The sequence below is a fragment of the Streptomyces flaveus genome (assembly GCF_014647675.1).
Taxonomy (GTDB): Bacteria; Actinomycetota; Actinomycetes; order Streptomycetales; family Streptomycetaceae; genus Streptomyces; species Streptomyces flaveus.
Window position 1 is genome coordinate 260,702 of record NZ_BMPQ01000009.1, and the last position, 23,064, is coordinate 283,765.

Sequence of the window (23,064 nt, forward strand, 5' to 3'; positions counted from 1 at the left end):
TCACCATGACGCCCGCGCTGATCGTCCTCTCCCTCGGAGTGTCTCCGAAGGCCACAGCAGCTCGTCAAAGTCTCCAGGAGCGCAGCTGCTCGGCGACCGCGTGGACGCTGAAACGGGTGTCGCGGATCTTGCGTACGAGATCGGACAGGGCGCCGTAGGGAGGGTCTATGCCCTCACCGGACTGGTCCATGTACTGCGCGGTGACGAACGCCGCGAACAGGCTGTTGCGGTGCGGGAGCGGTTCGAGGCGGACGAGGGTGTGCATCAGCGCGGCCGCGCGCCATGCGGCATCCGGGTCGGAGGTTTCGAGGGTCGGCAGTCTGGTCTTGTGCCGTGCGACGGCCGCTACGAGCGCGGAGTAGTCCGAGACCGTCATGTCCTCGTGTCCGAGGGCGGTTTCCTGGACATCCAGGAGCCAGGGGACGTCGATGTAGGGGACGGGCGGCATCAGGCGGCTGCGGCCCCGTCGCGTTCGGAGGGCGGCACCTCGTCGGGGAAGGCCGCGTCGAACTCGCCGCGCAGCCTGTCGGCCCACACGGTGGCGCCGGTGACGAACCGCTGGCGCTGCATCTCGCGTACGCCGAGGTCGTGCAGGTACTGCTTGAGGCTCTTGCCTTCAGCCGCGGCGGCCGCGCGCACGCCTTCCAGTTCCTCGTCGGTGAAGGACACGTTCAGGGATGGCATACCCATGATGGTACCTAGTTGGTGCCTGCCCTGCGAGGCCTTCGGCTCACGCTCCCGTCCGAGCCATGCCGCGCTGCGTCGGTCACCCTGCCGCGGCGGCTCGGATCAGTCGCCCTTCGCCGCGTTCTCCCTGTTCAGGTAGTTGTAGACGGTGAAGCGGCTCACTCCGAGGGCGCTCGCTACGGTTTCCACGCCGTGCCGTACGGAGAACGCTCCGCGTGCCTCGAGTATCCGTACGATCTCCTGCTTGGCCTTGCGGTCGAGCTCGGCCAGCGGCTTGCCCTGCTTGCGCTCCAGTGCCGTGAGGATGTGGTCCAGGGAGTCGGCGAGTTGCGGCAGGCGTACGGCGACGATGTCGGCGCCCTCCCAGGTGAGTACGACATCGTCCTCGCCGGCCTGGTCCGGCGGGAGCATCTCGCCGCCCATGGCGTCGACCAGTGGCTTCACGGCCGTGATGAAGGGCTCGTCCCCGGTGCCGGTCACGCCTCGTCCTCCGCGATCACGTTGAACTGCAGCGAGATCCGGGTGGCGCCGGACTCGAGGGTCTTGCGCAGCAGGGCGTCCACGGCGGTGAGCACGGCGTCGGCGCTGCCCTCCGCGGTGTTGCCGAACGGGCCGACGTCCACCGCGTCCAGCTCTGCCGCCTCGATGACCTCGCGGGCTACCAGCGCGTGCGGCGGCGCCTCGTCGAGGTCGAAGGGCTCGGTCGTGAACTCCACTCTCAATCGCACGCGCTCAACCTAACGCGCACGGGGCGGCCACGGGGCGCCGCGCCAGGATCGGGCTCCGCCCGCTGCCGGTTCACGGGCGGGGGCAGGTGGTCCGGTCCGGCTCCTGGTAGGTGCGGTAGAGCGGCGATCTGCTGAGGCGCTCCTTCGGGAAGGTCACCACGGGTACCGGTTTGCACACGGGCCACAGCCCGGTCGCCGCCTCGTGCCGGGCGCGCTCGTCCGTCCCCATGCTCTCGTCCGCGAAGGTGAAGACGCCGCTCGCGCCCGGTACGCAGCCCGCGGCGCACTGTGCGAGGGGGCTGCCGCGGCGCAGTTCGTCGTAGACGTCGTTGTGGTCCACGGACTCGATGCCGCTGTCCTGGGCCGCGGCCACGGCGGTGCCCACGGCGGTGAGGGCGTCGTGGTGCATCACGGCGTAGCCGTCGCTGAGGGCGTCGGGCTGCTCCTTGCCGTTCTTGCCGAAGTACTGGTCGTAGGAGTCGGCGAAGGGCCCGAAGGCCTTGGGGACCTGGTCGTCGCCGCTGCTGGCGGCGCGCCAGCGGGGTGCGTCCACGGCGGCGGCGGTCACGATCTCGATGTTGTTCCGCTCGGCGATCCGGCGCATCGCGGCGGTCTCGGTGACCGGGTCGCGGCCCGTGCTGACGCGCAGGATGCGCATCGGCTCGTCGTCCGGGTCGCTGTCGCAGGAGCGCGTCTGGTCGATGGTCTCCAGGAAGGGCGGCAGGTCCGCGTCGCGGCCGGCCAGGAACACCGTCCGGGCGCCGACCGCGCACATCGCGGACACCGCCCGCCGGAAGATCTGCGGCTCGCCCTCCTCCGCGGGGCCCTTGATGCCCTGGTACGTCTCGGTCCGCCGTTGCACCTCGTCGTCGGTGATGCCGTACTGGGCGCCGAACTCCTGGCGGAAGACACGGCGCAGGTTGGCGACGTAGTTGTCGTCCCGCTCGTCGGCGATCATGAACGTGTCCTCGCGGTTCACCTTGTTCGCGCTCACATGGCGCTTGAGGGCGTCGACGAGCTGGTCGGTGGAGGGCGAGACCTTGAAGAGAAAAGGGTGTTCCATGTCGCGGGAGCTGAGCACCGCGCTGACGGCCGGGACCTTCGCGCGCCCGATGCCCTTCCGTACGGTGTCGAGCGTGTGGGCGTCGCTGTTGGGCAGACCGATGGCCGCGACGAGGGGAGCCTTGTCACCGCGGCGGGAGGACAGCTCATCGGTCACGGTCTGCCAGTGGCTCAGGTCCTCGCCGACATTGGCGAAGAGGAGCTGGATGGCGGTGTCGCGGGTGGCGGGCCCGTGGTTGTGGCCGCGCTGGGCGAGGTAGGCGCCCTGGAGGGAGTGCCGGATCAGCTCTTTCGACATGGCCGCGCCTGGAGTGCTGGAGGTGTACGGCATGACGACGGCGACGCTCACCACGGGCTTGCCCGATTTCCGTGCCCCTTCCCGTGCGGCCTCGTTCTCGGCCTCGATCCGGCCCATGACGTCGGCGAGGTCCGGGTCGAAGGCGTACGCCGCGGCCGTGACGCCGATGCACTCCTCGCCGGCGTCGCTCGTCACGCGCCGCAGCTCCTGGTTCTCGGTGCAGTAGTCGCGGTGGTCCCGGTAGGTGTCCAGACCCCACCAGGCACCGGCCCCCACCAGCGCGGAGACCACCACCCACAGGGCCGCCACATCGATCAGGCCGAGTACCCGGAAGCGCAGCCGGCTCGGCAGCCAGACCCAGTTCCGGCGGTCCGTACGGCTGCTCATCGCGTCCCTCCCGTTCGCGGCTGGTCGCCCTGCCAGTGGCGTTCGAGGGGCCAGTCCTCGCCGTCCTTCACGGCGCGCGGCCAGCGGATGGCGGCCTGGGCCAGGACCGCGCGGCCGGTCAGATGCTGGGCGGAGAGGAAGGACAGGTCCTGGCCTATCCGGTCGACCAACGTCCGGTCCGCCTCGGCCAGTTCGTCGGCCGCGTACCACAGGGCGTGCAGGAGCCGGTTGACGGCCTGCTTCTCCAGGCCCACTTCCGGGTCCGCCTGGAGTTGCAGCCGGTCGCGGCGCCCCTTGCCGACCTCCTGGCACTGCTCGAACCAGATGTCGCCCGGCGGGCGTGGCGCATGGGCCACGGTGCGCAGGATGTGCAGCCAGTCGACCGCGTCGCCGTCGTCCCTGAGGAACTCCGCGTGCAGCCAGTCGACGACCTCCTGTGCCTCTCCCCCGGCGAGCCGGTGCCACAGAAAGCGGGACCGCTCGGCCCTTTCCGCCTGCCCCGAGCGGCCTTCGGCCCGCCGCCGGTGGTGCTCGGCGAGCAGGGCGTGCGCACTGAACCAGTCCACCCCGCTGCCGCCGCGCCCGCTGCGCATCTGATGCACCAGCAGGGCGCGCAGGAACCGGTCCGTGATGAACGGCCGACTGCCCGTTCCCCGGGACCAGCGCTCCCGCTCCAGCTGGGCGGCGGCGCCGTCGGCCGCTGGCAGGCCGTCGATCCGGCGCGGCACCCACCGCTCGGCCAGTTGCTCGGCCGCCTCCCGGTCCCAGGCCAGGGAGAACAGGCACAGCTCGTCGTGGTTCTCGCTGCCGACCAGGGTGTTGAGCAGCCGCCAGATGACGGATTCGCCGACGCCGTCGGGATGGGTCAGATCGAGGAGTTCCTCGGCGGTCACCCACCCCTCGGTGCCTGCCTTGCGCACCACGGCGTCGCACAGGCGGCGGGCTCCCATGGGGTGGCCGCGGGTCAGATCGTGTACGGCGGTGGCAATGTACGGGTCGAAGGAGGCCTGCTCGTCGCGCTTCAGCATCCGCTCCACGTGCTCCGTGTCGAGCGGTGGAAGCGGCAGGACCAGTACGCCCGCCGAGGGAGCGGTGCCGCTGCGGGTCCACCGGGAGTTCGTGCCGACTTCGTGCAGGGAGCGGTAGGTGGCCTGCGGGTAGGGGTCGTTCTCCTCGTCGGGGGTGTCGTCCCGGGTGGCCGGGTTGTCGTCGCCGCGCAGTTCGGTTGCGATCACGACCAGCTGGTCGCGGGTTTCACGGCTCTGCCGCGCCCGTTGCTCCAGGAGCAGTTCGAGGAAGTCGCGGCCGATGTCGGTGTGCACGTTGTCGAGGAGGAGCAGCGGACGCGGGGCACGGTTCGCCCGCCGGAAGGGCCCGTAGCGCACATCCGCGAGGAACGCGGCCATCAGCATGCGCTCGACGCCACGCCTGAACCCGCGGCCCTGGTGGAACTCCCGGCAGAGCCGGGCCACGGCCCCCGCACGCTCCGCGGCCGGCACCGGACGCGCATGCGCGTCCGCGCCCGGCGGCAGTCCGCGCAGCCGGTTGTCGGCCTCTCTGCGATAGCTCTCGTACCAGCCGACCAACTGGCGGGAGGCGAGTCTGCGCGAGCGCCATCGGTACTGCCTGCCCAGATACGTACGCACCGCCGCCTCGGGAAACGCCGCGGGGTCCGGTGTGACACCGTCCGGGGGAACGGACAGCGCCGGGCGGAAGAGCGTGTCCCAGGTGGGCGGCGGGCCCTCACCCGGCGACTGCCCCATCAGAGCGGCCGCGTGCCGGTCGGCCACCCGCAGTTCGTCGTCGTTGCCGGGGCGCCGGGCGGACACCACGGCGAGCAGCCCGGCGGTGGTCCGGGGAAAGCGGAGCCGCCCGAACCCGGCGACGGGACGCGACAGTTGGGTGACGAGCTCGACCAGGACCTCCACCGCGTGGGAGTTGTTGGAGATCTCCGGGCCGACCCTGACCCGCTCCTCCAGTGCCGCGCAGTTGATCCGCGCGAACGGCACGCGCGGCCCCGGCCAAGGCCCGGCGTCAGGCGCGTAGGCCTCCTTGAGATCGTCCAGCAGGGCACTCTTGCCGGTGCCGTGCCGCCCGCTGAGCAGCACCACCGGCAGATCCTCGGCGAACTCGTGGCGTGGCCGTCTGCGGTGCTGGTCGCGTTCGAGGCCGACCAGGCGCGGCACCAGCTGCCGCAGCAGGGGCTGACGTGCGTACGCCTCCGGAATCTGGCCCTCGGACACGAGGGCGGGGCCTGCGGGATCGCTCATCCCAGCCTCAGCATCGACTGGATGATCTCCGAAACCATGCCGGAGGCCATGTCCCTGCCCACCGACCTGGACCCCGCCTGTGCCAGGTCACCGCTGTGCTGCAGGAAGCGCTGCAGCATTCCCGGGTCGGGCTCGGCACCGCGCCGTGAGGCGTCGGTCAGAGCCTCGGCGAGCTCGCGCACCTGCTGCAGTTCGGAGTCGCTCTCCGAAAGGTCGGGCCGGGACGCCTGCACCAGCTGGGCGAGCTGCTCGAAGGACAGGAACACTCCGGCGCCCTGTTCGGTGACGCCGACGCGCACCGGAGTGGGCAGGCTCAGGTGGTCCTTGGCGTACTCCAGGTCCTCGAAGGCGAGTTGCCGGCCGCAGTAGAAGGCCTCCCTCGTCCAGAGGAAGGCCTCGGCGTTCGACTCGCCGCTCTGATGCTGCCCGGCCCGGTCCCACCAGGCGAACAGGGCCGCCTTGGCGTACCGGCGCCGGGTGTCCCGGTCGGCGTACGCCTCGTCCCAGGCCCGCACCTCCGCGAGCCCGGCGCCGGTCGGGCTGACCAGCGGCGGCACGGCACCGGAGTCGTTGTGCACAGCGATCCAGCCGAGCGCGGCAAGGCGTTCCACGATGCCCTCGACCAGCTCCAGGCTGCACCGCTCATGGTGTGCGTACTCGTCGCTGGCCACGCGCCGGCCGGCGACGCCGCCGCTCTTTTCGGCCAGCCAGAGGAGAAAACGCGCGGATGCGGCCCCCGTGTCGTCGTACACGGGAGAGAGGCCATCCGTAGGCACCGCCCGGGATCCGATCATCGCCCGCCCCCCAACTCCCCTGACCACCATGCGCGTTCGCCTTCCCCGAACAGCGATGTCACACACGTGACACTTGAGCTTCCTTCACACGGGCGTGCAGCTCACGGTCCACCGACCGGTGACAGCACGGACTCGATGGCACCCTCCCCCTCCACAACCCCGACTACCGGGCGGTAATGTCGCCACCCGCCGGACGGCAGACGACACGAAACCGGCAGGTGAGCGTGAAGGGGCCCCATGGCGACGGACATGCCTGCAGAGACCATGCCTGCGGAAGCCATGCATGCACAGACGTCGGCAGCCGACGACCGTTGGCAGCGCATGTGGAGCCACCGCGAGCATCTGCTCAAGGTGGCCCGGCGCAGGTCCATGAGTCTTGAGGACGCCGAGGACGCGGTGCACGAGGCGATGCTGCGCGCAGCGGAGCGCCCGGACCTGGACGACGAGCGGCTCGCGGCCTGGCTGACGACGGTGACGATGCGGCTGTGCATCGACCGCTACCGGCAGGTGAACCGCGAGGCCGAGGTCCGTACGAGCCCGACGCTGATCGCACCGGGACCGGTGCCCGTCGAGGAGGCGGTGTGCGACCGGGCCGAGGCCAGGTGGCTGGCCGTACGCAGCGGTGAGTTGCCCGCGCGCCAGGCGGAGGCGCTGCGGCTGAAGTCCGAGGACCTGGACGTCGGTCAGGTCGCCGTGCGGATGGGGCTGAGCTACCGGACCGTCGAGTCGCTGCTGGCCCGGGCCCGGCGGACGCTGCGCAACTCACTGGCGGCGACCCTCGGGGTCGCGCTGTACCTGCTCGGGCGCGGACGGCCGCACGGGGGCGGCAAGGCGCAGGCCGTGGCGACCGCCTCGACGGCGGCGACCCTGGCGGTGGTGGCGGGGTTCGTGCTGCCGTACGCGTATGACGGGGACGGGCCGCCTCCGCGGCCCACAGTGTCGGGGCCCGCCGAAGCGCTCCCATCTGACGGCCCCGTCCGGGAGAGCGCCTCAGACGCGCGCGAGGCGGCCACGGACGCGATGGCGGCTCCCGAGCCCGGGGCATCCCCGTCGGCCGACGACCGATCGCTCCTCCCCCTGTCCGTGCCGCCCTTGCCGGAAGTCTCGCTGCCGGAACTGTCCGCCCCGGAGGTGCCACAGCTGCCACACGCACCTCAGCTGCCATCGGTACCGAGCGCGCCCGACGCCCCGGACCTGCCGGACACCAAGTCCCTGCGCCGCGCCGAGCCCATCTCCGAGGCGACCCCAGACACTCCGTCCGCACCGGCTGCCACGCCCACCCCCAGCGACGTACCCTCCCCGAGCACACTCCCGTAGCCCCGCCTCCGCACTTCCGCACACGGCCGGTCAGGCTCCCGATCACCCCCGTCAAAAAAATCCGCACTCATCGCGACGGACCCCCCGCTCTTCCCCGTAGAGCAGATGTCGGAGCTGCTCCACGGCTGGCTGAAGGGTGTACCGGATGGGTGTCGAGATCTGTGTGGAAGGGCTGACCAAGTCCTTCGGGCAGCAGGTCATCTGGCAGGACGTGTCGCTGACGCTGCCCGCCGGGGAGGTCTCGGTCATGCTCGGGCCTTCGGGGACGGGCAAGTCGGTGTTTCTCAAGACGCTCGTGGGGCTGTTGAAGCCGGAGCGGGGGTCGGTGCGGATCGCCGGCCGGGACATCACCAAGCTCCGGGAACACGATCTGTACGAGGTGCGGAAGCTGTTCGGTGTGCTGTTTCAGGACGGCGCGCTGTTCGGGTCGATGAGCCTGTACGACAACATCGCCTTTCCGCTGCGCGAGCACACCCGTAAGCCGGAGAGCGAGATCCGGCGGATCGTGCTCGAGAAGATGGACATGGTCGGCCTGATAGGCGCCGAGGAGAAGCTGCCCGGCGAGATATCCGGCGGAATGCGCAAACGGGCCGGGCTGGCGCGGGCCCTGGTCCTCGACCCCGAGATCATCCTCTTCGACGAACCCGACTCGGGCCTCGACCCCGTCCGCGTGGCCTACCTCAACCAGCTCATCGTCGACCTCAACGCCCAGATCGACGCGACCTTCCTGATCGTCACGCACGACATCGCCTCGGCCCGCCAGGTGCCGGACAACATCGGGCTGTTGTTCCGCCGCGAGCTGGTCATGTTCGGACCCCGCGAGAAGCTGCTGACCAGCGACGAGCCCGTCGTACGGCAGTTCCTGAACGGCCGGATGCAGGGGCCGATCGGCATGGCGGAGGAGAAGGACGCCGCCCAGGTCGAGCAGGAGCTGGCGCAGCTGGACGCCCCCACCAAAGCTCCCGGCAGCCAGGCTCTGACTCCCCGCCTGCTGCCGGGTCCAGGCATCTCGCGCCCGCCCCGCTGGCAGGCGATCGCGAGCCGGGAGGCCGAGTCGCACCGGAAGGAGGTGGCCGACGCATGAGCCTGTCGCCCACCGGAGCGCTCAGGCAGTCCGGCAACCTGTTCGCGATGGCCCTGGACGTCGTCCGGACCATGCCCCGACGTCCTTTCCAGGCACGGGAGTTCATCCAGCAGGCCTGGTTCGTCGCGAGCGTGACCATCCTGCCGACGGCCCTCGTCTCGATCCCCTTCGGCGCGGTCATCGCCTTGCAGATCGGCAGCCTCACGCGGCAGTTGGGCGCCCAGTCCTTCTCGGGCGCGGCCTCGGTGCTCGCCGTGCTGCGGGAGGCCTCGCCGATCGTCACCGCGCTGCTGATCGCGGGCGCGGGCGGCACGGCGATCTGCGCGGACCTCGGGGCGCGCAAGATCCGGGACGAGATCGACGCGATGCAGGTGCTCGGCATCGACCCGATCCACCGCCTCGTCGTGCCCCGCGTACTGGCCTCGATGGTGGTGGCCGTGCTGCTCAACGGCCTGGTGTCGGTGGTCGGCGTCGCAGGCGGCTACTTCTTCAACGTCATCCTCCAGAACGGCACCCCCGGCGCCTACCTAGCCTCCTTCACCACCCTCGCCCAGCTCTCCGACCTCTGGGCGGCCGAGATCAAGGCCCTCGTCTTCGGAGCGATCGCCGGGATCGTCGCCTCGTACAAGGGACTGACCGCGAAGGGCGGTCCGAAGGGCGTGGGCGACGCGGTGAACCAGTCGGTGGTGATCACTTTCATGTTGCTGTTCGTGACGAACTTCGTGATGACCGCCGTGTACTTCCAAGTCGTTCCGCAGAGGGGCTAGTCGATGCGACTTCTCGACCGCCCACTTCGCTCCCTCGAAGAGCTGGGCAGCCAACTGACCTTCTACAGGCGCTCGTTGGCGTGGACAGGGCGTACCCTGCGCCGCTACAAGAAAGAGATCCTGCGGCTGCTCGCCGAGGTGAGCTTCGGCCGTGGCGCGCTCGCCGTGGTCGGCGGCACGGTCGGTGTCATCGCCTTCCTGTCGTTCTTCACCGGCACGGAGGTGGGTCTTCAGGGGTACGCCGCGCTCAACCAGCTCGGCACCTCCAACTTCGTGGCGTTCCTGTCGGCGTACTTCAACACCCGGGAGATCGCCCCGCTGGTGGCCGGGCTCGCGTTGTCCGCGACCGTCGGAGCCGGGTTCACCGCCCAGCTCGGCGCGATGCGGATCAGCGAGGAGACCGACGCCCTCGAAGTCATGGGCGTGCCCTCGTTGCCGTTCCTGGTGACGACCCGGATGATCGCCGGGTTCGTCGCCGTGATCCCGCTGTACGTGGTCGGGTTGCTGTCCTCGTACCTCGCCGCCCGGACCATCACCACCGGCTACTACGGGCAGTCGGCGGGCACGTACGACCACTACTTCCAGCAGTATCTGCCGCCGGTCGACGTGTTCTGGTCGTTCGGCAAGGTGATCGTCTTCGCTGTCCTGATCATCCTGGTGCACTGCTACTACGGCTACTACGCGAGCGGCGGACCGGCGAGCGTCGGCGTCGCCGTGGGCCGCGCCGTGCGGACGTCGATCGTCGCCATCAACGTCCTGGACTTCTTCCTGAGTCTCGCGATCTGGGGCGCCAACACGACTGTACGGATCGCGGGGTGAGCCGCCGTATGAGAGTGCTGAGACTGCGGTTGTACGGCGTCGTCTTCCTCGCCGTGCTCGCGCTGCTGCTGTCGCTCGCCGTGGCCGTCTACCAGCAGGCGTTCACCCCGGTCGTGCGCATCACGCTGGAGGCCGACAGCCTCGGCAACCAACTCGATCCGCGCGCCGACGTCAAGCTGCGCGGGCTACTAGTGGGCGAGGTGCGCGCGGTGCGGGCCGACGGCGAGAAGGCCACGTTGGACATCGCGCTCAAGCCGGAGCACGTCGCGCACATTCCCGCCGACGTGCACGCGCGGCTGCTGCCCAAGACGCTGTTCGGCGAGAAGTACGTCGACCTGGTGGCGCCCCGGGACACGAACGCCCGGGCCATCCGCGCCGGGGACGTCATCACCCAGGACCGTACGAAGGCCGGTATCGAGTTGCAGCAACTGCTGAACGATCTGCTGCCGTTGCTGCGGACCGTGCAGCCCGGCAAGCTCAACGCCACGCTCTCGGCGTTCTCCACCGCGCTGGAGGGGCGCGGCGACCGGATCGGCGACAACCTCGTTCGCGTCGAGGACTATCTGCGCCGCCTCAACCCGCACATGCCGTCCCTGAAGGAGGACATCGCGCGGTTCGCCGACGTCGCCGAAGTGTACGGAGACGCGGCACCCGACCTGATGAAGATCCTGCGCAACACCGTCACCACCAGCCGCACCCTCGTCGAGAAGCGGGACCAACTGGCCGCCGCACTCACCGCGACCACCGGCGTCGCGGGCACCGCGGACGAGTTCCTCGACGACAACGGCGACCGGCTGATCACCCTCGGCCGGGTCTCCCGCCCCACGCTTGACCTCTTCGCCCGCTATTCGCCCGAGTACCCCTGCCTCCTCGACGGCCTGGTCCGGCAGGAGGAAGCCGCGGAGGAGGCGTTCCGCGGCGGCAAGATGCGCATCACCCTCGAAGTCGTCCGGCAGCGGCCCGCGTACGAACCGGGTGAGGAGCCGCGCTACGGCGAGCGGTCCGGGCCCGACTGCCGAGGTCTGCCCCATCCGGGGGTGCCCGCACCGCCCACGAAGCTCAACGACGGTACGTCATCGGGGAGTTCGGGCAACAGTCTGCCCGGCGGAATCGATGTGTCCGCCACCGAGGCCGAACAGCGCGCGGTCGGCTCCCTCGTGGCGCCCGCCATGGGCGTGCCCGCCGACGAGGTACCGCCGGTCGCGACCCTGCTTTTCGGCCCGATGGCCCGCGGAACGGCGGTGAGCGTCGCATGAGCACAGGACGTACGAAGCCGACGGGAGCCCGGCAGACCGCCGCGCCGCTCATCAAGTTCAGCCTGTTCGCGGTGGTGACGATCCTGGCGACGGCCCTGCTCGCCGCCACGATCGTCAACATCTCCTTCACTCCCGAGCACACGTACCGCGCGGTGTTCAGCGACGTCACAGGCCTGGAGGAGGGCGACGACATACGGGTGGCCGGGGTGCGGGTCGGCGAGGTCGAGGGCATCCGGATCAAGGACCGTACGCGGGCGGAGGTGAGCTTCACGGTCAGCGAGGACCGTCCGCTGCTGCGCAGCACCGGCGCGGTCGTCCGCTACCGGAACCTGGTCGGACAGCGGTACATCGCGCTGACCGAAGGTGCGGGCGACGGGACACGGCTGCGGCCCGGCGGCACGATTCCGCTGTCCCGGACCCGGCCCGCCCTGGATCTCAACGCGCTGCTGAACGGCTTCAAGCCGCTGTTCGCCGCGCTCAGCCCCAAGGACGTCAACCAGCTCGCCACCGAGATCATCAAGACGCTTCAGGGCGAGGGCGGCACCGTCAACAGCCTGCTCGCACACACGGCTTCGCTCACGACCACCCTCGCGGACCGCGACCAGCTGATCGGTTCCGTGATCGACAACCTCAACACCGTGCTGCAGACGCTCGACCGGCGCGGCGCCCGCTTCTCCGGACTGCTCAAGCAGTTGCGGCGGGTGATCTCCGGACTGTCCGCCGACCGCAAGCCCATCGGCGACTCGCTGGTGAGCATCGGCGACCTGGCCGCGGCCACCTCGGGACTGCTCGAGGACGCGCGCCCACCCCTGAAGGACGACATCACCGAGCTGACCGATTTGACCGGAACGCTGAACAAGAACGAGAAGACCGTGGAGGGCGTCCTGAAGCGGCTGCCGAACAAGCTCAACGAGCTGACGGGGACGGCGTCCTATGGCTCCTGGTTCAACTTCTATCTCTGCGACTTCGACGGCCGCATCGTGCTGCCGAAGACGAAGCAGGTGCTCACTCCCGAGCTGCACGTGGCGAGGGCGAGGTGTGGCGGATGACCCGCAAGCACCGCCCGGAGCCCCTGGTGAAGGTCCGCATCGACCCGCCGAAGCTGCCGAGGTTCCTTCGGCCTAGGCTGCCGAGAATCCCGCAGCCGAGGCTGCCTCGGATACGGCTTCGCCCACGCCTGAAGCCGTTCCGGGACCGGAACCCCGTCGTCATCGGCGCCGCCGGCCTCACCGCCCTCGCGCTGCTGACCTTCGCCGCGTTCAACGCCGACAGTCTCCCGCTGATCGGCGGCGGCCGGACGTACAGCGCGGCCTTCTCGGAGGCGGGCGGGCTCAAGGCGGGCGACGAAGTGCGGATCGCCGGGGTCAAGGTCGGCAAGGTCGAGGAGGTCGATCTGGACGGCGACCACGTCAAGGTCACCTTCAAGGTCAAGGGCGAGCCTGGGTTCGGCCCGGCGACCGGTGCGTCGATCCGCGTCAAGACGATCCTCGGCGCGAAGTATCTCGCGCTGCATCCGAAGGGGCCGGGGCAGTTGAAGCCCGGCAGCGAGATCCCGCTGCGGCGGACGGTCGCGGCGTACGACGTCGTGCAGGCCTTCAGCGATCTGACCACCACGACCGAGGAGGTCGACACGGAGCGGCTCGCGCAGGCGCTGGACACCATCTCCACCACCTTCCAGGACTCGCCCGCCGAGGTGCGGGCGTCCGTCAAGGGGCTGTCGCGGATCTCGAAGACGGTGGCCTCTCGCGACAAGGCGCTGCGCGAACTCCTCGACCACGCGAACGGGGTCACCGGGGTGCTGGCCGAGCGTTCCGAGGACTTCTCCGCACTCGTCAAGGACGGCGACAAGCTGTTCAAGGAGATCAACAAGCGGCGCACGGCGATCCACAACCTGCTCAAGAGCTCCGCCGCGCTCGGCATCCAGCTCTCCGGTCTGGTCGAGGACAACAGCAAGGAGATCGGGCCCGCTCTCAAGGGCCTCAACACCTTCGTGAAGATGCTCGAACGCAACCAGTCGAGCCTCGACCGGAGCGTCAAACTGCTCGCCCCCTATGTGCGGGTCTTCACCAACACCCTCGGCAACGGCCGCTGGTTCGACAGCTACATCCAGAACCTGGTCGCCGCTCCGGTGGTGCCGCGGACGGGAGGCTCGCGATGAAGTCACCACTGGAGAGTTCACCCATGGCTCGCCGTCTGGCCCTGGTCACCGCCCTGGCCGTGGTCGCGACGCTCGCCGTCGTGCTGTGGCCTCGTTCGGAGCCCGTGCGCGTGACGGCGTACTTCCCGCGCACCGTCGGTATCTACCCCGGCTCGGACGTCCGCGTCCTCGGGGTCCGGATCGGCGAGGTCAAGAAGATCACGCCGGAGGGCAAGCGGGTGCGGGTGGAGCTGGAGTACGAGGAGGGGCGCAAGGTACCGGCCGAGGCCAAAGCGGCCATCATCAACTCCTCGGTGGTCAGCGACCGTTACGTACAGCTGCTGCCGGTGTACCGGAAGGGCCCGGTGCTGCGGGACGGTGACGTGATCCCCGAGGCGCGTACGGCCGTACCGGTAGAGCTGGACCGGATCTTCGACAGTCTGCACACCACGTCGGAGGCGCTCGGCCCGAATGGGGCGAACGAAGACGGCTCGCTGTCACGGCTGTTGGGAGTGAGCGCCGACAACCTCGACGGGCAGGGCGAGAACCTGAACCAGACGGTCGAGGACCTTTCGCAGGCGGTCACGACCCTGTCCGACGGACGGGGGGACCTGTTCGGGACCGTACGCAACCTGCAGGTGTTCACGGCCGCGCTGGCGGCCGACGACAAGAGCGTGCGGTCGTTCAACGGCAGCCTCGCCAAGGTGGCGAAGCAGCTCGCCGGGGAGCGCAAGGACCTCGCGGCGGCGCTGAAGCACCTGGGGACGGCGCTCGGGGACATCTCCGAGTTCGTGAAGAAGAACAAGAAGTCGCTGACCTCGAACGTGAAGGGCCTCAGCAAGGTCACGAAGGTCCTCGTCACCCAACGGGCCGCTTTGGAGGAGCTGTTGGAGGTCGCGCCGACCGGTCTGTCCAATCTCCAGAACGCCTACAACGCGTCCTCCGGCACCCTCGACACCCGCAACAACCCGGACGGGCCGCAGGATCCGGCGGCGGTGCTGTGCTCATTGCTGAAGACGACCGGGGACGAGGGCGGCAAGAACCCGGACTGCGGGGATCTGAAGAAGCTCTTCGACTCCCTGCCCGAGGTGCCGCGGGCCCCGGCGGTGCCGAGTACGGGCACGGTCGACCGGACGCTGGGCGGAATTCTGGGGGCGAGCGCATGAGCATGCTGCACAAGGGCGGGGCGGTCGCCTGGGCGGCGGTCGGTTCGGTGCTGCTGTCCGGCTGCGAGTTCAACGGCTGGTACGACGTCGAACTGCCCGGTGGCGCCGCCGCGGACGGTCACGCCTACCACGTCACGGTCGAGTTCAGGGACGTACTGGACCTTGTGCCGCAGTCGGCGGTCAAGGTCAACAACGTCACCGTGGGCGCCGTCGAGAAGGTGGAGCTGGCAGGCTGGCACGCGCGGGTACGGCTGCGCGTCGCCGACTCGGTGAAGCTGCCCGGCAACGCGGTCGCCGAGCTGCGGCAGACCAGCATGCTCGGCGAGAAGTACGTGGCGCTGTCCGCCCCGCCGGACACCGACCCCGTGGGCCGACTCGGCAACGGCGACCGGATCCCGCTGTCCCACAGCGGCCGCAACCCGGAGATCGAAGAGGTGCTGTCCGCCCTGTCCGCACTCCTCAACGGCGGCGGAGTGGCCCAGCTCAAGACGATCACCGTGGAACTCAACAAGGCTCTGGCGGGCCGGGAGAACCGGGTCAAATCCCTGCTCAAGGAGCTGAACACGTTCCTCGGCGGCCTGGACGAGCAGCGCAAGGACGTCGTGCGCGCGCTCGAGGGCATCGATCGGCTGGCCAAACGGCTGGGCAAGGAGAAGAAGACCATCGCGCGGGCCGTCGACACCATGCCGCCCGCGCTGAAGGTCCTCGCCGACCAGCGACGTGATCTGACGAAGATGCTCACCGCGCTGTCGAAGCTCGGCAAGACCGGCACCAAGGTGGTCAACGCCTCGCGGGACGACACGGTCGCGAACCTGAAGCAGCTGAGGCCGATCCTGCAACAGCTCGACAAGGCGGGCGACGATCTGCCCAACTCCCTTGAGATGCTGACCACTTACCCGTTTCCGCGCAACGCGGTGGACGCCGTCAAGGGCGACTACGTCAACCTCAAGATCACCGCCGACCTCGATCTGACGGGCATCTACGGCAACCTCACCGACGAGCCCGGGGAGGGGGGTGGAGAGGACAAGGGCCAGGACGCCGGGCCCGAGGTCCCGGATCCGCCCGAACTCCCGGACGTACCGGACGTACCGGATCTGCCGACCCCCACGGCGCTGCCGAGCACGCCGAGCCTGCCGGACGCGCCCGTCGAGCCCTCGGCGCCCTCGGACGGCGATCCGCTGTGCCCACCGGTGTGCACCAGCAGTTACGCCGCCCACGGGACCTCGGGTGACCTTCCGTCAGGGATCGACCTCGCGCTCGCGGAGCTCATGCTGAAGGGGATACAGCCGTGATCACACGTACGGTCAAGGCCCAGCTGCTCGCCTTCGCCACCGTCACCGCCGTCGGGGTGTCGTACGTCGGCGCCGAGTACACGGGCCTGGTGGACGAACTCCTCGACCGCGGTTACACCGTGCGGGCCGACTTCGCCGACTCCGGGGGTATCTTCTCCGGCGCCGAGGTCACGTATCGCGGGGTGCCGGTGGGCCGGGTCGGCTCGCTGCGGCTCACCGGCTCCAAGGGCGTCTCGGTGTCCCTCGACATCGAGGGCGACGGGCCGCGCATCCCGGCGGACACCCTGGCCGTGGTGGCGAACCGTTCGGCGGTGGGTGAGCAGTACGTCGATCTGCAGCCGCGCGACTCCGGCGGCCCGTATCTGCTCGACGGCAGCACGATCCCGCGGGAGAGCACGCGGGTTCCGCTGCCCACCACGGACATGGTCCTCAGTCTTGACCGGCTGGTCACCTCGGTCGGCAAGGACGATCTGAGGGTCACCGTCGACGAGTTGGGCAAGGCCTTCGCCGGCACCGGACCGCGGCTGAGCCGACTGGTGGACTCGGGCAACGCGCTCGTGGAGTCGGCGTCCGACTCGCTCCCGCAGACGGTCTCGCTGATCGAGGACTCACGGAAGGTCCTCAAGACGCAGGCCGACCAGGGCTCGTCCATCAAGTCGTTCTCCCGTGATCTGGCGGCGCTCACCGCGGAGTTGAAGTCGAGCGACGGGGACCTGCGCAGGCTGATCGGAAACGCGCCGCCGGCCGCGCAGGAGGTCAACTCGCTGCTCAAGTCCACCAGTCCGGACCTTCGGGTCCTGCTGGCCAACCTGATCAGCGGGGGCCAGGTCACGGTGGCGCGGCTGCCCGGCGTGGAGCAGGCCCTGGTCACCTTCCCGGTGGTGGTCGCCGGCAGTTACACCGTCATCCCGGGCGACGGCACCACCCACTTCGGGCTTGTCCTCAACGCCGACGATCCGCCGCCGTGCACCCAGGGATACGGGACGCGGCGGCGCGACCCCGCGGACACGGGCACGCGCCCGGCGAACACCGACGCGCGCTGCACTGCTCCACGCGGCGGGGACACCTCGGTGCGCGGCGCACAGAACGCGCCCGGTGCCTCGGCCGGTTCCGGCGGTGCCGGCCGGGCGGCGTACGTCGCGCCGTACGACCCGGAGACCGGCACCGCGACCGGCCCGGACGGAACGCCTGTCGAGATCGGCTCGACAGGCGGACAGCAGACCGTGTTCGGAAAGGAATCGTGGCAATGGCTGCTAGTGGGACCGATGGCGTGATCGGGAAGCTGCAGACGCTGAGGGTCGTGGCGTTCGCCGGGCGTCGCGGGGCACTTCTGGGTTCCGCCCGGCGGCGCAGGGCTCTGTCGGTGGGACTCGCCGTGGCGACGGCTGTGACCACCGCGCTGACCATCTGGCTGAGCCTCCAGTTGCTCGAGCGGCACGAGGCGGAGCAGCGGCGCCAGGACATCCTCGCGGCGGCCCGTCAGTCGGCGCTGAACTTCACCTCGCTCGACTACCGGCACTACGACCGGGACAGCGGGAACGTGCTGAAGGGCGCCACCGGCGACTTCAAGGAGCAGTTCGCCGCTCAGACCGAGGAGTTGACCGCGCTGGTCTCCCGGAACAAGTCGGTGTCCGAGGGGCGGGTCCTCGATGCGGGCATCGTCCGGTCCGACGAGCGCTCGGCCCGGGTCCTGGTGGTCGCCGACAGCAAGGTGACCAACACGGCCGTGCCCGACGGGGAGGCGCGTACGTACCGGCTGCAACTCGACCTCGTCCTGAGGGACGGTCGCTGGCTGACGTCCGACGTGGAGTTCGTCGGCTGACCGCTCTCCACCCCGCCGTACAACCAGTAAGGAGTAAGACCGTGGCGAACCCGACTTCCCGAACGCGCGGCGCCGGCTCGCCCGCCCGCCGCACCCTGACGGCGGCCAAACGCGCGGCGGCCAAGCGCGCGGAGCGCGTCACCGGCGATCCCGGGGGCCCGGACGATCCTGGGGTCCCGGCCCCGGTGGAAGAGGTCGCCGGCAAGGCACCGCGGCGGCCGGAAGGGCAAGAGGCCGGGCCCACGGTGCTCATCGAGGTTCCGGACGGCTGGGACGACCCGCCGGAGCCGTCACCGGAGTACTTCGAGGAGGATCCACCGGAGGGCGAGGACGCGATCGAGAACGAGGGCGGGACCGGCTCAGGTACCGCTGCGCGGCGGTCCCGCGGGAGGCTGCTCACCGCGATCCTGTCCGTCCTGCTCGTGGCGGGTCTGGTCGCGGTCGCCGTGCTCGGATGGCAGTACCGCGAGGGGCGGCGGGCCGAGCAGGCACGGGGGCAGGCACTCACGGCCGCGCGGAAGGCGGCGCCCGTCGTGCTGTCGTACGACTACCGGCGCCTGGACCGTGACTTCGCCGCGGCACGTGCCCACCTCACCGGGGACTTCCGCGACGAGTACGGGAAGACCACGAAAACGGTGGTCGGGCCGACGGCCAGGAAGTACGAGGGCGTGGTGAAAGCCACCGTCGTGGAACCCGCCGACGGCGGCACTCCCGCGGCCTCGGTCGTGTCGGCCTCACCGGACAAGGCGGTCGTGCTGCTCTTCGTCAACCAAGTGACCAGGAGCACCCAGGTGTCGGGGCCGCGCGTGGATCTGAACCGGGTGCGGATGACCCTGGACCGCACCTCCGAGGGCTGGAAGGTGAGCGCCGTCGACGCGCTCTGAGCACGCTCCTGACCGCCTCTCCCTGGCCGTGCCCTCCGCGCATCCCGCGCGGGGGGCGTTTTTCTGCGCCCGCTCTTGACAGGGTTCCCCAGCCTTGGGCAGCCTTTCCATTAAGCAGAAATAAATTTCCGCATTGTGAAATATCAAGGAAAGGGAGCGCCGACCCCGATGCCAGATTCCGAATGGACCACAGCCACAGACCAGCGCTTCAACGTCAACCTGTCCATCCTCTTCACGGAACTCCCGCTCCCGGAGCGCCCCGCGGCAGCCGCCGCGGCGGGCTTCACCGCGGTCGAGTTGTGGTGGCCCTGGGTCGACTCCCCCACTCCCGACCAGTCCGAGCTCGATGCCCTGAAGCAGGCGATCGAGGACGCGGGCGTGCGGCTGACAGGCCTGAACTTCTACGCCGGGCAGCTGCCGGGCCCGGACCGGGGCGCGCTGTCGATTCCTGGCGAGGAGTCGGAGAGGTTCCGCGCGAACGTCGACGTGGTGGCGGACTTCGCCCAGTCCCTGGGCTGCGGGGCGCTCAACGCGCTGTACGGCAACCGCGTCGAGGGCGTGGACCCGGCCGAGCAGGACGCGCTCGCGCTGGAGAACCTGGCGCTCGCGGCCCGGGCCGCCGACCGCATCGGCGCGAACCTGCTGATCGAGACCCTCAACAAGCCGGAGTCGCCGCGCTACCCGCTGGTGTCCGCCCCGGCCGGCATCGGCATCGTCGACAAGGTCAACGAGGCGACCGGCCTCGGCAACGCCAGGTTCCTCATGGACCTCTACCACCTGTCCATGAACGGCGAGGACCTGCCGTCGGTGATCGAGCGGTACGCCGCGAAGACCGGCCACGTCCAGATCGCCGACAACCCGGGGCGCGGCGCTCCGGGCACGGGGACGTTGCCGCTGGAGGACCTGCTGGACCAGCTCAGGAAGACGGGTTACGAGGGCTGGGTGGGCCTGGAGTACAAGCCGGGCGACCGCCCGAGCACGGAGGCCTTCGAGTGGCTGCCGCGCGAGGCGCGCGCCGCCCGCTGAACGGCAACCCACAGACGTAGTACGGCAGTTGGAGAGGCACCCTGATGAGCAGCAGACTTCCCAAGGTCGCGTGGATCGGGCTCGGCATCATGGGCTCCCCCATGTCCGAGAACCTGATCAAGGCGGGTTACGACGTCACCGGCCACACCCTGGAGCAGGACAAGCTCGACCGCCTGGCCGCCGCCGGCGGAACCGCGGCCGGCTCCATCGCCGAAGCCGTACGGGACGCCGACGTCGTGATCACGATGGTGCCCGCATCGCCGCAGGTCGAGGCCGTCGCGTACGGCCCTGACGGCATCCTGGAGAACGCAAGGTCCGGCGCCCTGCTGATCGACATGTCGTCCATCACCCCGCAGACCTCCGTCGACCTGGCGAAGGCCGCGGCGGCGAAGGGCATCCGCGTCCTCGACGCCCCGGTCTCCGGCGGCGAGGCGGGCGCCGTCGAGGCCGTGCTGTCCATCATGGTCGGCGGCGAGCAGGCCGACTTCGACGAGGCGAAGCCGGTCTTCGAGGCCCTCGGCAGGACCATCGTGCTCTGCGGCCCGCACGGCTCCGGCCAGACCGTGAAGGCCGCGAACCAGCTGATCGTCGCCGTCAACATCCAGGCGTGCGCCGAGGCCGTGGTCTTCCTGGAGAAGTCGGGCGTCGACCTGAAAGCAGCCCTCGACGTCCTGAACGGCGGCCTCGCGGGCTCCACGGTACTGACCCGCAAGAAGGACAACTTCCTCAACCGCGACTTCAAGCCGGGCTTCCGCATAGACCTGCACCACAAGGACATGGGCATCGTCACCGACGCCGCCCGCAACGTCGGCGCGGCCCTGCCCGTCGGCGCCGTGGTCGCCCAACTCGTCGCCTCCCTGCGCACGCAGGGCGACGGCGACCTGGACCACTCCGCGCTGCTGCGCGCGGTCGAGCGCCTCTCCGGCGCGCAGGTCTGACGCCCCCGATGACTCCGGGTGGCGCCGCCGCTTGACATCTGTCCTGTCGCGCCCGGGCGGCGGCGCCATCCGGACACACAGTGGGCCGCCGGGCACGGACTGTTCCGTGCCCGGCGCTCACTGCGTCCCGCCCGTACGCCAGGGTGCGTACGCCGCCTACGAAACCCTCAAGAGAACCTCTGAACCCGTGCCCAGGGGCTTCAACTCCCCCCGTCTGCGGGCACATCCTCAGCACATGAGGCCCGCCGGCACGGGGGCGGCGGGCCTCATACCGACTGGCTGTTCAGGTCTTCAGCGCCTTGATCGACGTAGGCGCATGACCCGGCTCCGTGGCGACCTCCTCGAACTCCACCACAGCGCTGATGTCGTTCGTCGTGGACATCGAGATGTTGGTGACGCGTTCCAGGATCGCCTCGACGACCACCGGCACCCGGTACTCGGCGGCGAGCTTCAGCGCCTGCTCGAAGGCCGCGCCCAGCTCGCTCGGGTCCGTGACGCGGAGTGCCTTGCAGCCCAGGCCCTCGGCGACCTTGATGTGGTCTACGCCGTAGACGCCCAGTTCGGGGGAGTTGAGGTTCTCGAACTCGAGGTTGACCTGGAAGTCGATGTCGAACGCCCGCTGCGCCTGGCGGATCAGGCCCAGGTAGGAGTTGTTCACCAGGACGTGCACGTACGGGATCCTGTGCTGGGCGCCGACGGCCAGCTCCTCGATCATGAACTGGAAGTCGTAGTCGCCGGAGAGGGCGACCACGGGCGCCTCCGGGTCGGCCTTCGCCACGCCCAGGGCGGCCGGGACGGTCCAGCCGAGCGGGCCCGCCTGGCCGCAGTTGATCCAGTGGCGCGGCCGGTAGACGTGCAGCATCTGGGCGCCGGCGATCTGCGAGAGGCCGATCGTGGAGACGTACCGGGTCTCCGGTCCGAAGACCTTGTTCATCTCCTCGTACACGCGCTGTGGCTTGATCGGGATGTCGTCGAAGTGCGTACGTCGCTGGAGCCTGGCCTTCTTCTCCTGCGCCTGGCGAGCCCACACGGACCGGTCCGGCAGCGCACCCGCCGCCTTCAACTCCCGTGCCGCCTCCACGAAGAGCTCGAGCGCCGCCTTCGCGTCGGAGGCGATGCCGTAGTCCGGCGGGAAGATTTTCCCGATCTGTGTCGGCTCGATGTCGACGTGCACGAACTTCCGGCCGGCCGTGTAGACGTCCAGCTTGCCGGTGTGGCGGTTGGCCCAGCGGTTGCCGATGCCGAGGACGAAGTCGGATTCCAGGAAGGTGGCGTTGCCGTAGCGGTGCGAGGTCTGGAGGCCGACCATGCCGGCGTTCAGCTCGTGGTCGTCGGGGAGAACGCCCCATCCCATGAGGGTGGGGACGACCGGGATGCCGGTCAACTCGGCGAATTTCACGAGGAGTTCGGATGCGTCGGCGTTGATGATGCCGCCGCCCGCGACGATGAGCGGGCGTTCGGACTCACCCAGGAGCGCGAGGGCCTTCTCGATCTGGGCGCGGGTCGCGGACGGCTTGTAGGCCGGCAGTGGCTCGTACGTGTCCGGGTCGAACTCGATCTCGGTGAGCTGGACGTCGATGGGCAGGTCGATGAGGACGGGCCCGGGGCGGCCGGAGCGCATGAGGTGGAAGGCCTGCTGGAAGACGCCCGGCACCTGCGCCGCCTCCAGCACGGTGACCGCCATCTTGGTGACCGGCTTGGCGATCGAGGCGATGTCGACGGCCTGGAAGTCCTCCTTGTGGATCACGGCGGTCGGCGCCTGGCCGGTGATGCACAGGATCGGGATGGAGTCACCGATCGCGGAGTACAGGCCGGTGATCATGTCGGTGCCGGCCGGGCCGGAGGTGCCGATGCAGACGCCGATGTTGCCGGGACGGGTACGGGTGTACCCCTCCGCCATGTGCGAGGCGCCCTCGACATGGCGCGCGAGGGTGTGGTCGATCCCGCCGGAGGCCTTGAGCGCGGCGTAGAAGGGGTTGATCGCCGCGCCCGGGACACCGAACGCGTCGGTGACGCCCTCCCGCTTGAGGATCTCAACTGCCGCGCGGGCAGCGGTCATTCGAGCCATTGCGTACTCCTGCTTCGACGGTCGGATGCAGGCTCCCGTCGCGCCCCGCGGAGAGCTTCACATTTCTGCCGGGATTCCCCAGAGACTCAGATGATTCCGCATTGCGGAAAATAGTTTCTACTATCTGAAAGTAATGTAGGTCGGGCCCTCAGGGCAGTCAAGACACGGCATCCATTTAGTGGCCATGACGGCGCGGGCCGGACACCCGTTGTCCCAACTCCCTGCCGTGGATCGCCCACTTGGAGGACGATGAGAGTCTGTC

General features: G+C 69.8%; 22 protein-coding genes. 14 read left to right on the forward strand and 8 right to left on the reverse strand.

Annotated features, from left to right (window positions below):
- Positions 1–64: 64 nt before the first annotated feature.
- The 7 genes from IEZ21_RS20725 to IEZ21_RS20755 all read right to left on the reverse strand — a co-directional run bounded on the left by IEZ21_RS20725 (position 65) and on the right by IEZ21_RS20755 (position 6,184).
- Positions 65–448 carry a hypothetical protein gene (locus IEZ21_RS20725; RefSeq protein ID WP_033324611.1) on the reverse strand — a complete coding sequence of 128 codons (384 nt, stop codon included), beginning with the start codon at positions 446–448 and terminating at the stop codon, positions 65–67.
- Complete coding sequence (locus IEZ21_RS20730; protein WP_189323404.1) at positions 448–684, reverse strand: hypothetical protein; 237 nt, start codon at positions 682–684, stop codon at positions 448–450. Before IEZ21_RS20730 ends, IEZ21_RS20725 begins: the two co-directional genes overlap by 1 nt.
- 105 nt (positions 685–789) lie before the next feature.
- Positions 790–1,167: a helix-turn-helix domain-containing protein gene (locus tag IEZ21_RS20735; RefSeq protein WP_189323405.1), complete on the reverse strand. Its 378-nt coding sequence runs from the start codon at positions 1,165–1,167 to the stop codon at positions 790–792.
- Positions 1,164–1,415 carry a YkoF family thiamine-binding protein gene (locus IEZ21_RS20740; protein WP_189323406.1) on the reverse strand — a complete coding sequence of 84 codons (252 nt, stop codon included), beginning with the start codon at positions 1,413–1,415 and terminating at the stop codon, positions 1,164–1,166. The genes IEZ21_RS20735 and IEZ21_RS20740 overlap by 4 nt, the downstream gene beginning before the upstream one ends.
- Positions 1,416–1,485: 70 nt before the next feature.
- On the reverse strand, positions 1,486–3,162 hold the full coding sequence (locus IEZ21_RS20745; RefSeq protein WP_189323407.1) for a hypothetical protein: 1,677 nt from the start codon (positions 3,160–3,162) through the stop codon (positions 1,486–1,488).
- Positions 3,159–5,432, reverse strand: coding sequence for a hypothetical protein (locus IEZ21_RS20750; protein WP_189323408.1), 2,274 nt, complete (start codon positions 5,430–5,432; stop codon positions 3,159–3,161). Before IEZ21_RS20750 ends, IEZ21_RS20745 begins: the two co-directional genes overlap by 4 nt.
- The gene (locus tag IEZ21_RS20755; RefSeq protein ID WP_033324621.1) at positions 5,429–6,184 is read right to left on the reverse strand and encodes a hypothetical protein; all 756 of its coding nucleotides are present in this window, start codon (positions 6,182–6,184) and stop codon (positions 5,429–5,431) included. Before IEZ21_RS20755 ends, IEZ21_RS20750 begins: the two co-directional genes overlap by 4 nt.
- Before the next feature lie 291 nt (positions 6,185–6,475).
- Here IEZ21_RS20755 and IEZ21_RS20760 point away from each other — a divergent pair, with 291 nt between their 5' ends.
- From IEZ21_RS20760 to IEZ21_RS20825, 14 genes are all read left to right on the forward strand, one after another.
- The gene (locus tag IEZ21_RS20760; RefSeq protein ID WP_308429638.1) at positions 6,476–7,543 is read left to right on the forward strand and encodes an RNA polymerase sigma factor; all 1,068 of its coding nucleotides are present in this window, start codon (positions 6,476–6,478) and stop codon (positions 7,541–7,543) included.
- 145 nt (positions 7,544–7,688) lie between these two features.
- Complete coding sequence (locus tag IEZ21_RS20765; RefSeq protein ID WP_189323410.1) at positions 7,689–8,627, forward strand: ABC transporter ATP-binding protein; 939 nt, start codon at positions 7,689–7,691, stop codon at positions 8,625–8,627.
- A complete protein-coding gene (locus tag IEZ21_RS20770; RefSeq protein WP_033324626.1) occupies positions 8,624–9,394 on the forward strand; it encodes an MlaE family ABC transporter permease in 771 nt (256 codons plus the stop codon). Before IEZ21_RS20765 ends, IEZ21_RS20770 begins: the two co-directional genes overlap by 4 nt.
- Positions 9,395–9,397: 3 nt before the next feature.
- Entirely contained in the window at positions 9,398–10,213 is an 816-nt protein-coding gene (locus IEZ21_RS20775; RefSeq protein WP_189323411.1) for an MlaE family ABC transporter permease, read from the forward strand.
- An 8-nt stretch (positions 10,214–10,221) separates the two neighbouring features.
- On the forward strand, positions 10,222–11,469 hold the full coding sequence (locus tag IEZ21_RS20780) for an MCE family protein (RefSeq protein ID WP_189323412.1): 1,248 nt from the start codon (positions 10,222–10,224) through the stop codon (positions 11,467–11,469).
- Entirely contained in the window at positions 11,466–12,518 is a 1,053-nt protein-coding gene (locus tag IEZ21_RS20785) for an MCE family protein (RefSeq protein ID WP_189323413.1), read from the forward strand. Before IEZ21_RS20780 ends, IEZ21_RS20785 begins: the two co-directional genes overlap by 4 nt.
- Positions 12,515–13,627 carry an MCE family protein gene (locus tag IEZ21_RS20790; RefSeq protein ID WP_189323414.1) on the forward strand — a complete coding sequence of 371 codons (1,113 nt, stop codon included), beginning with the start codon at positions 12,515–12,517 and terminating at the stop codon, positions 13,625–13,627. Before IEZ21_RS20785 ends, IEZ21_RS20790 begins: the two co-directional genes overlap by 4 nt.
- 23 nt (positions 13,628–13,650) lie before the next feature.
- Positions 13,651–14,772 carry an MCE family protein gene (locus tag IEZ21_RS20795; RefSeq protein WP_189323415.1) on the forward strand — a complete coding sequence of 374 codons (1,122 nt, stop codon included), beginning with the start codon at positions 13,651–13,653 and terminating at the stop codon, positions 14,770–14,772.
- Entirely contained in the window at positions 14,769–16,064 is a 1,296-nt protein-coding gene (locus tag IEZ21_RS20800) for an MCE family protein (protein ID WP_189323416.1), read from the forward strand. The genes IEZ21_RS20795 and IEZ21_RS20800 overlap by 4 nt, the downstream gene beginning before the upstream one ends.
- Complete coding sequence (locus IEZ21_RS20805; RefSeq protein WP_189323417.1) at positions 16,061–17,338, forward strand: MCE family protein; 1,278 nt, start codon at positions 16,061–16,063, stop codon at positions 17,336–17,338. The genes IEZ21_RS20800 and IEZ21_RS20805 overlap by 4 nt, the downstream gene beginning before the upstream one ends.
- A complete protein-coding gene (locus IEZ21_RS20810) occupies positions 17,311–17,886 on the forward strand; it encodes an Rv1363c family protein (protein ID WP_246567959.1) in 576 nt (191 codons plus the stop codon). Before IEZ21_RS20805 ends, IEZ21_RS20810 begins: the two co-directional genes overlap by 28 nt.
- Positions 17,887–17,927: 41 nt before the next feature.
- Complete coding sequence (locus IEZ21_RS20815) at positions 17,928–18,770, forward strand: Rv1363c family protein (protein ID WP_189323418.1); 843 nt, start codon at positions 17,928–17,930, stop codon at positions 18,768–18,770.
- Between the two features lie 168 nt (positions 18,771–18,938).
- Positions 18,939–19,796 carry a TIM barrel protein gene (locus IEZ21_RS20820; RefSeq protein ID WP_189323419.1) on the forward strand — a complete coding sequence of 286 codons (858 nt, stop codon included), beginning with the start codon at positions 18,939–18,941 and terminating at the stop codon, positions 19,794–19,796.
- A gap of 44 nt (positions 19,797–19,840) precedes the next feature.
- The gene (locus tag IEZ21_RS20825) at positions 19,841–20,734 is read left to right on the forward strand and encodes a 2-hydroxy-3-oxopropionate reductase (protein WP_189323420.1); all 894 of its coding nucleotides are present in this window, start codon (positions 19,841–19,843) and stop codon (positions 20,732–20,734) included.
- Positions 20,735–21,017: 283 nt separating this feature from the next.
- Here the strand turns inward: IEZ21_RS20825 and gcl are convergent, their stop codons facing one another.
- Positions 21,018–22,802 carry a glyoxylate carboligase gene (gcl, locus tag IEZ21_RS20830; RefSeq protein ID WP_189323421.1) on the reverse strand — a complete coding sequence of 595 codons (1,785 nt, stop codon included), beginning with the start codon at positions 22,800–22,802 and terminating at the stop codon, positions 21,018–21,020.
- Positions 22,803–23,064 lie beyond the last annotated feature (262 nt).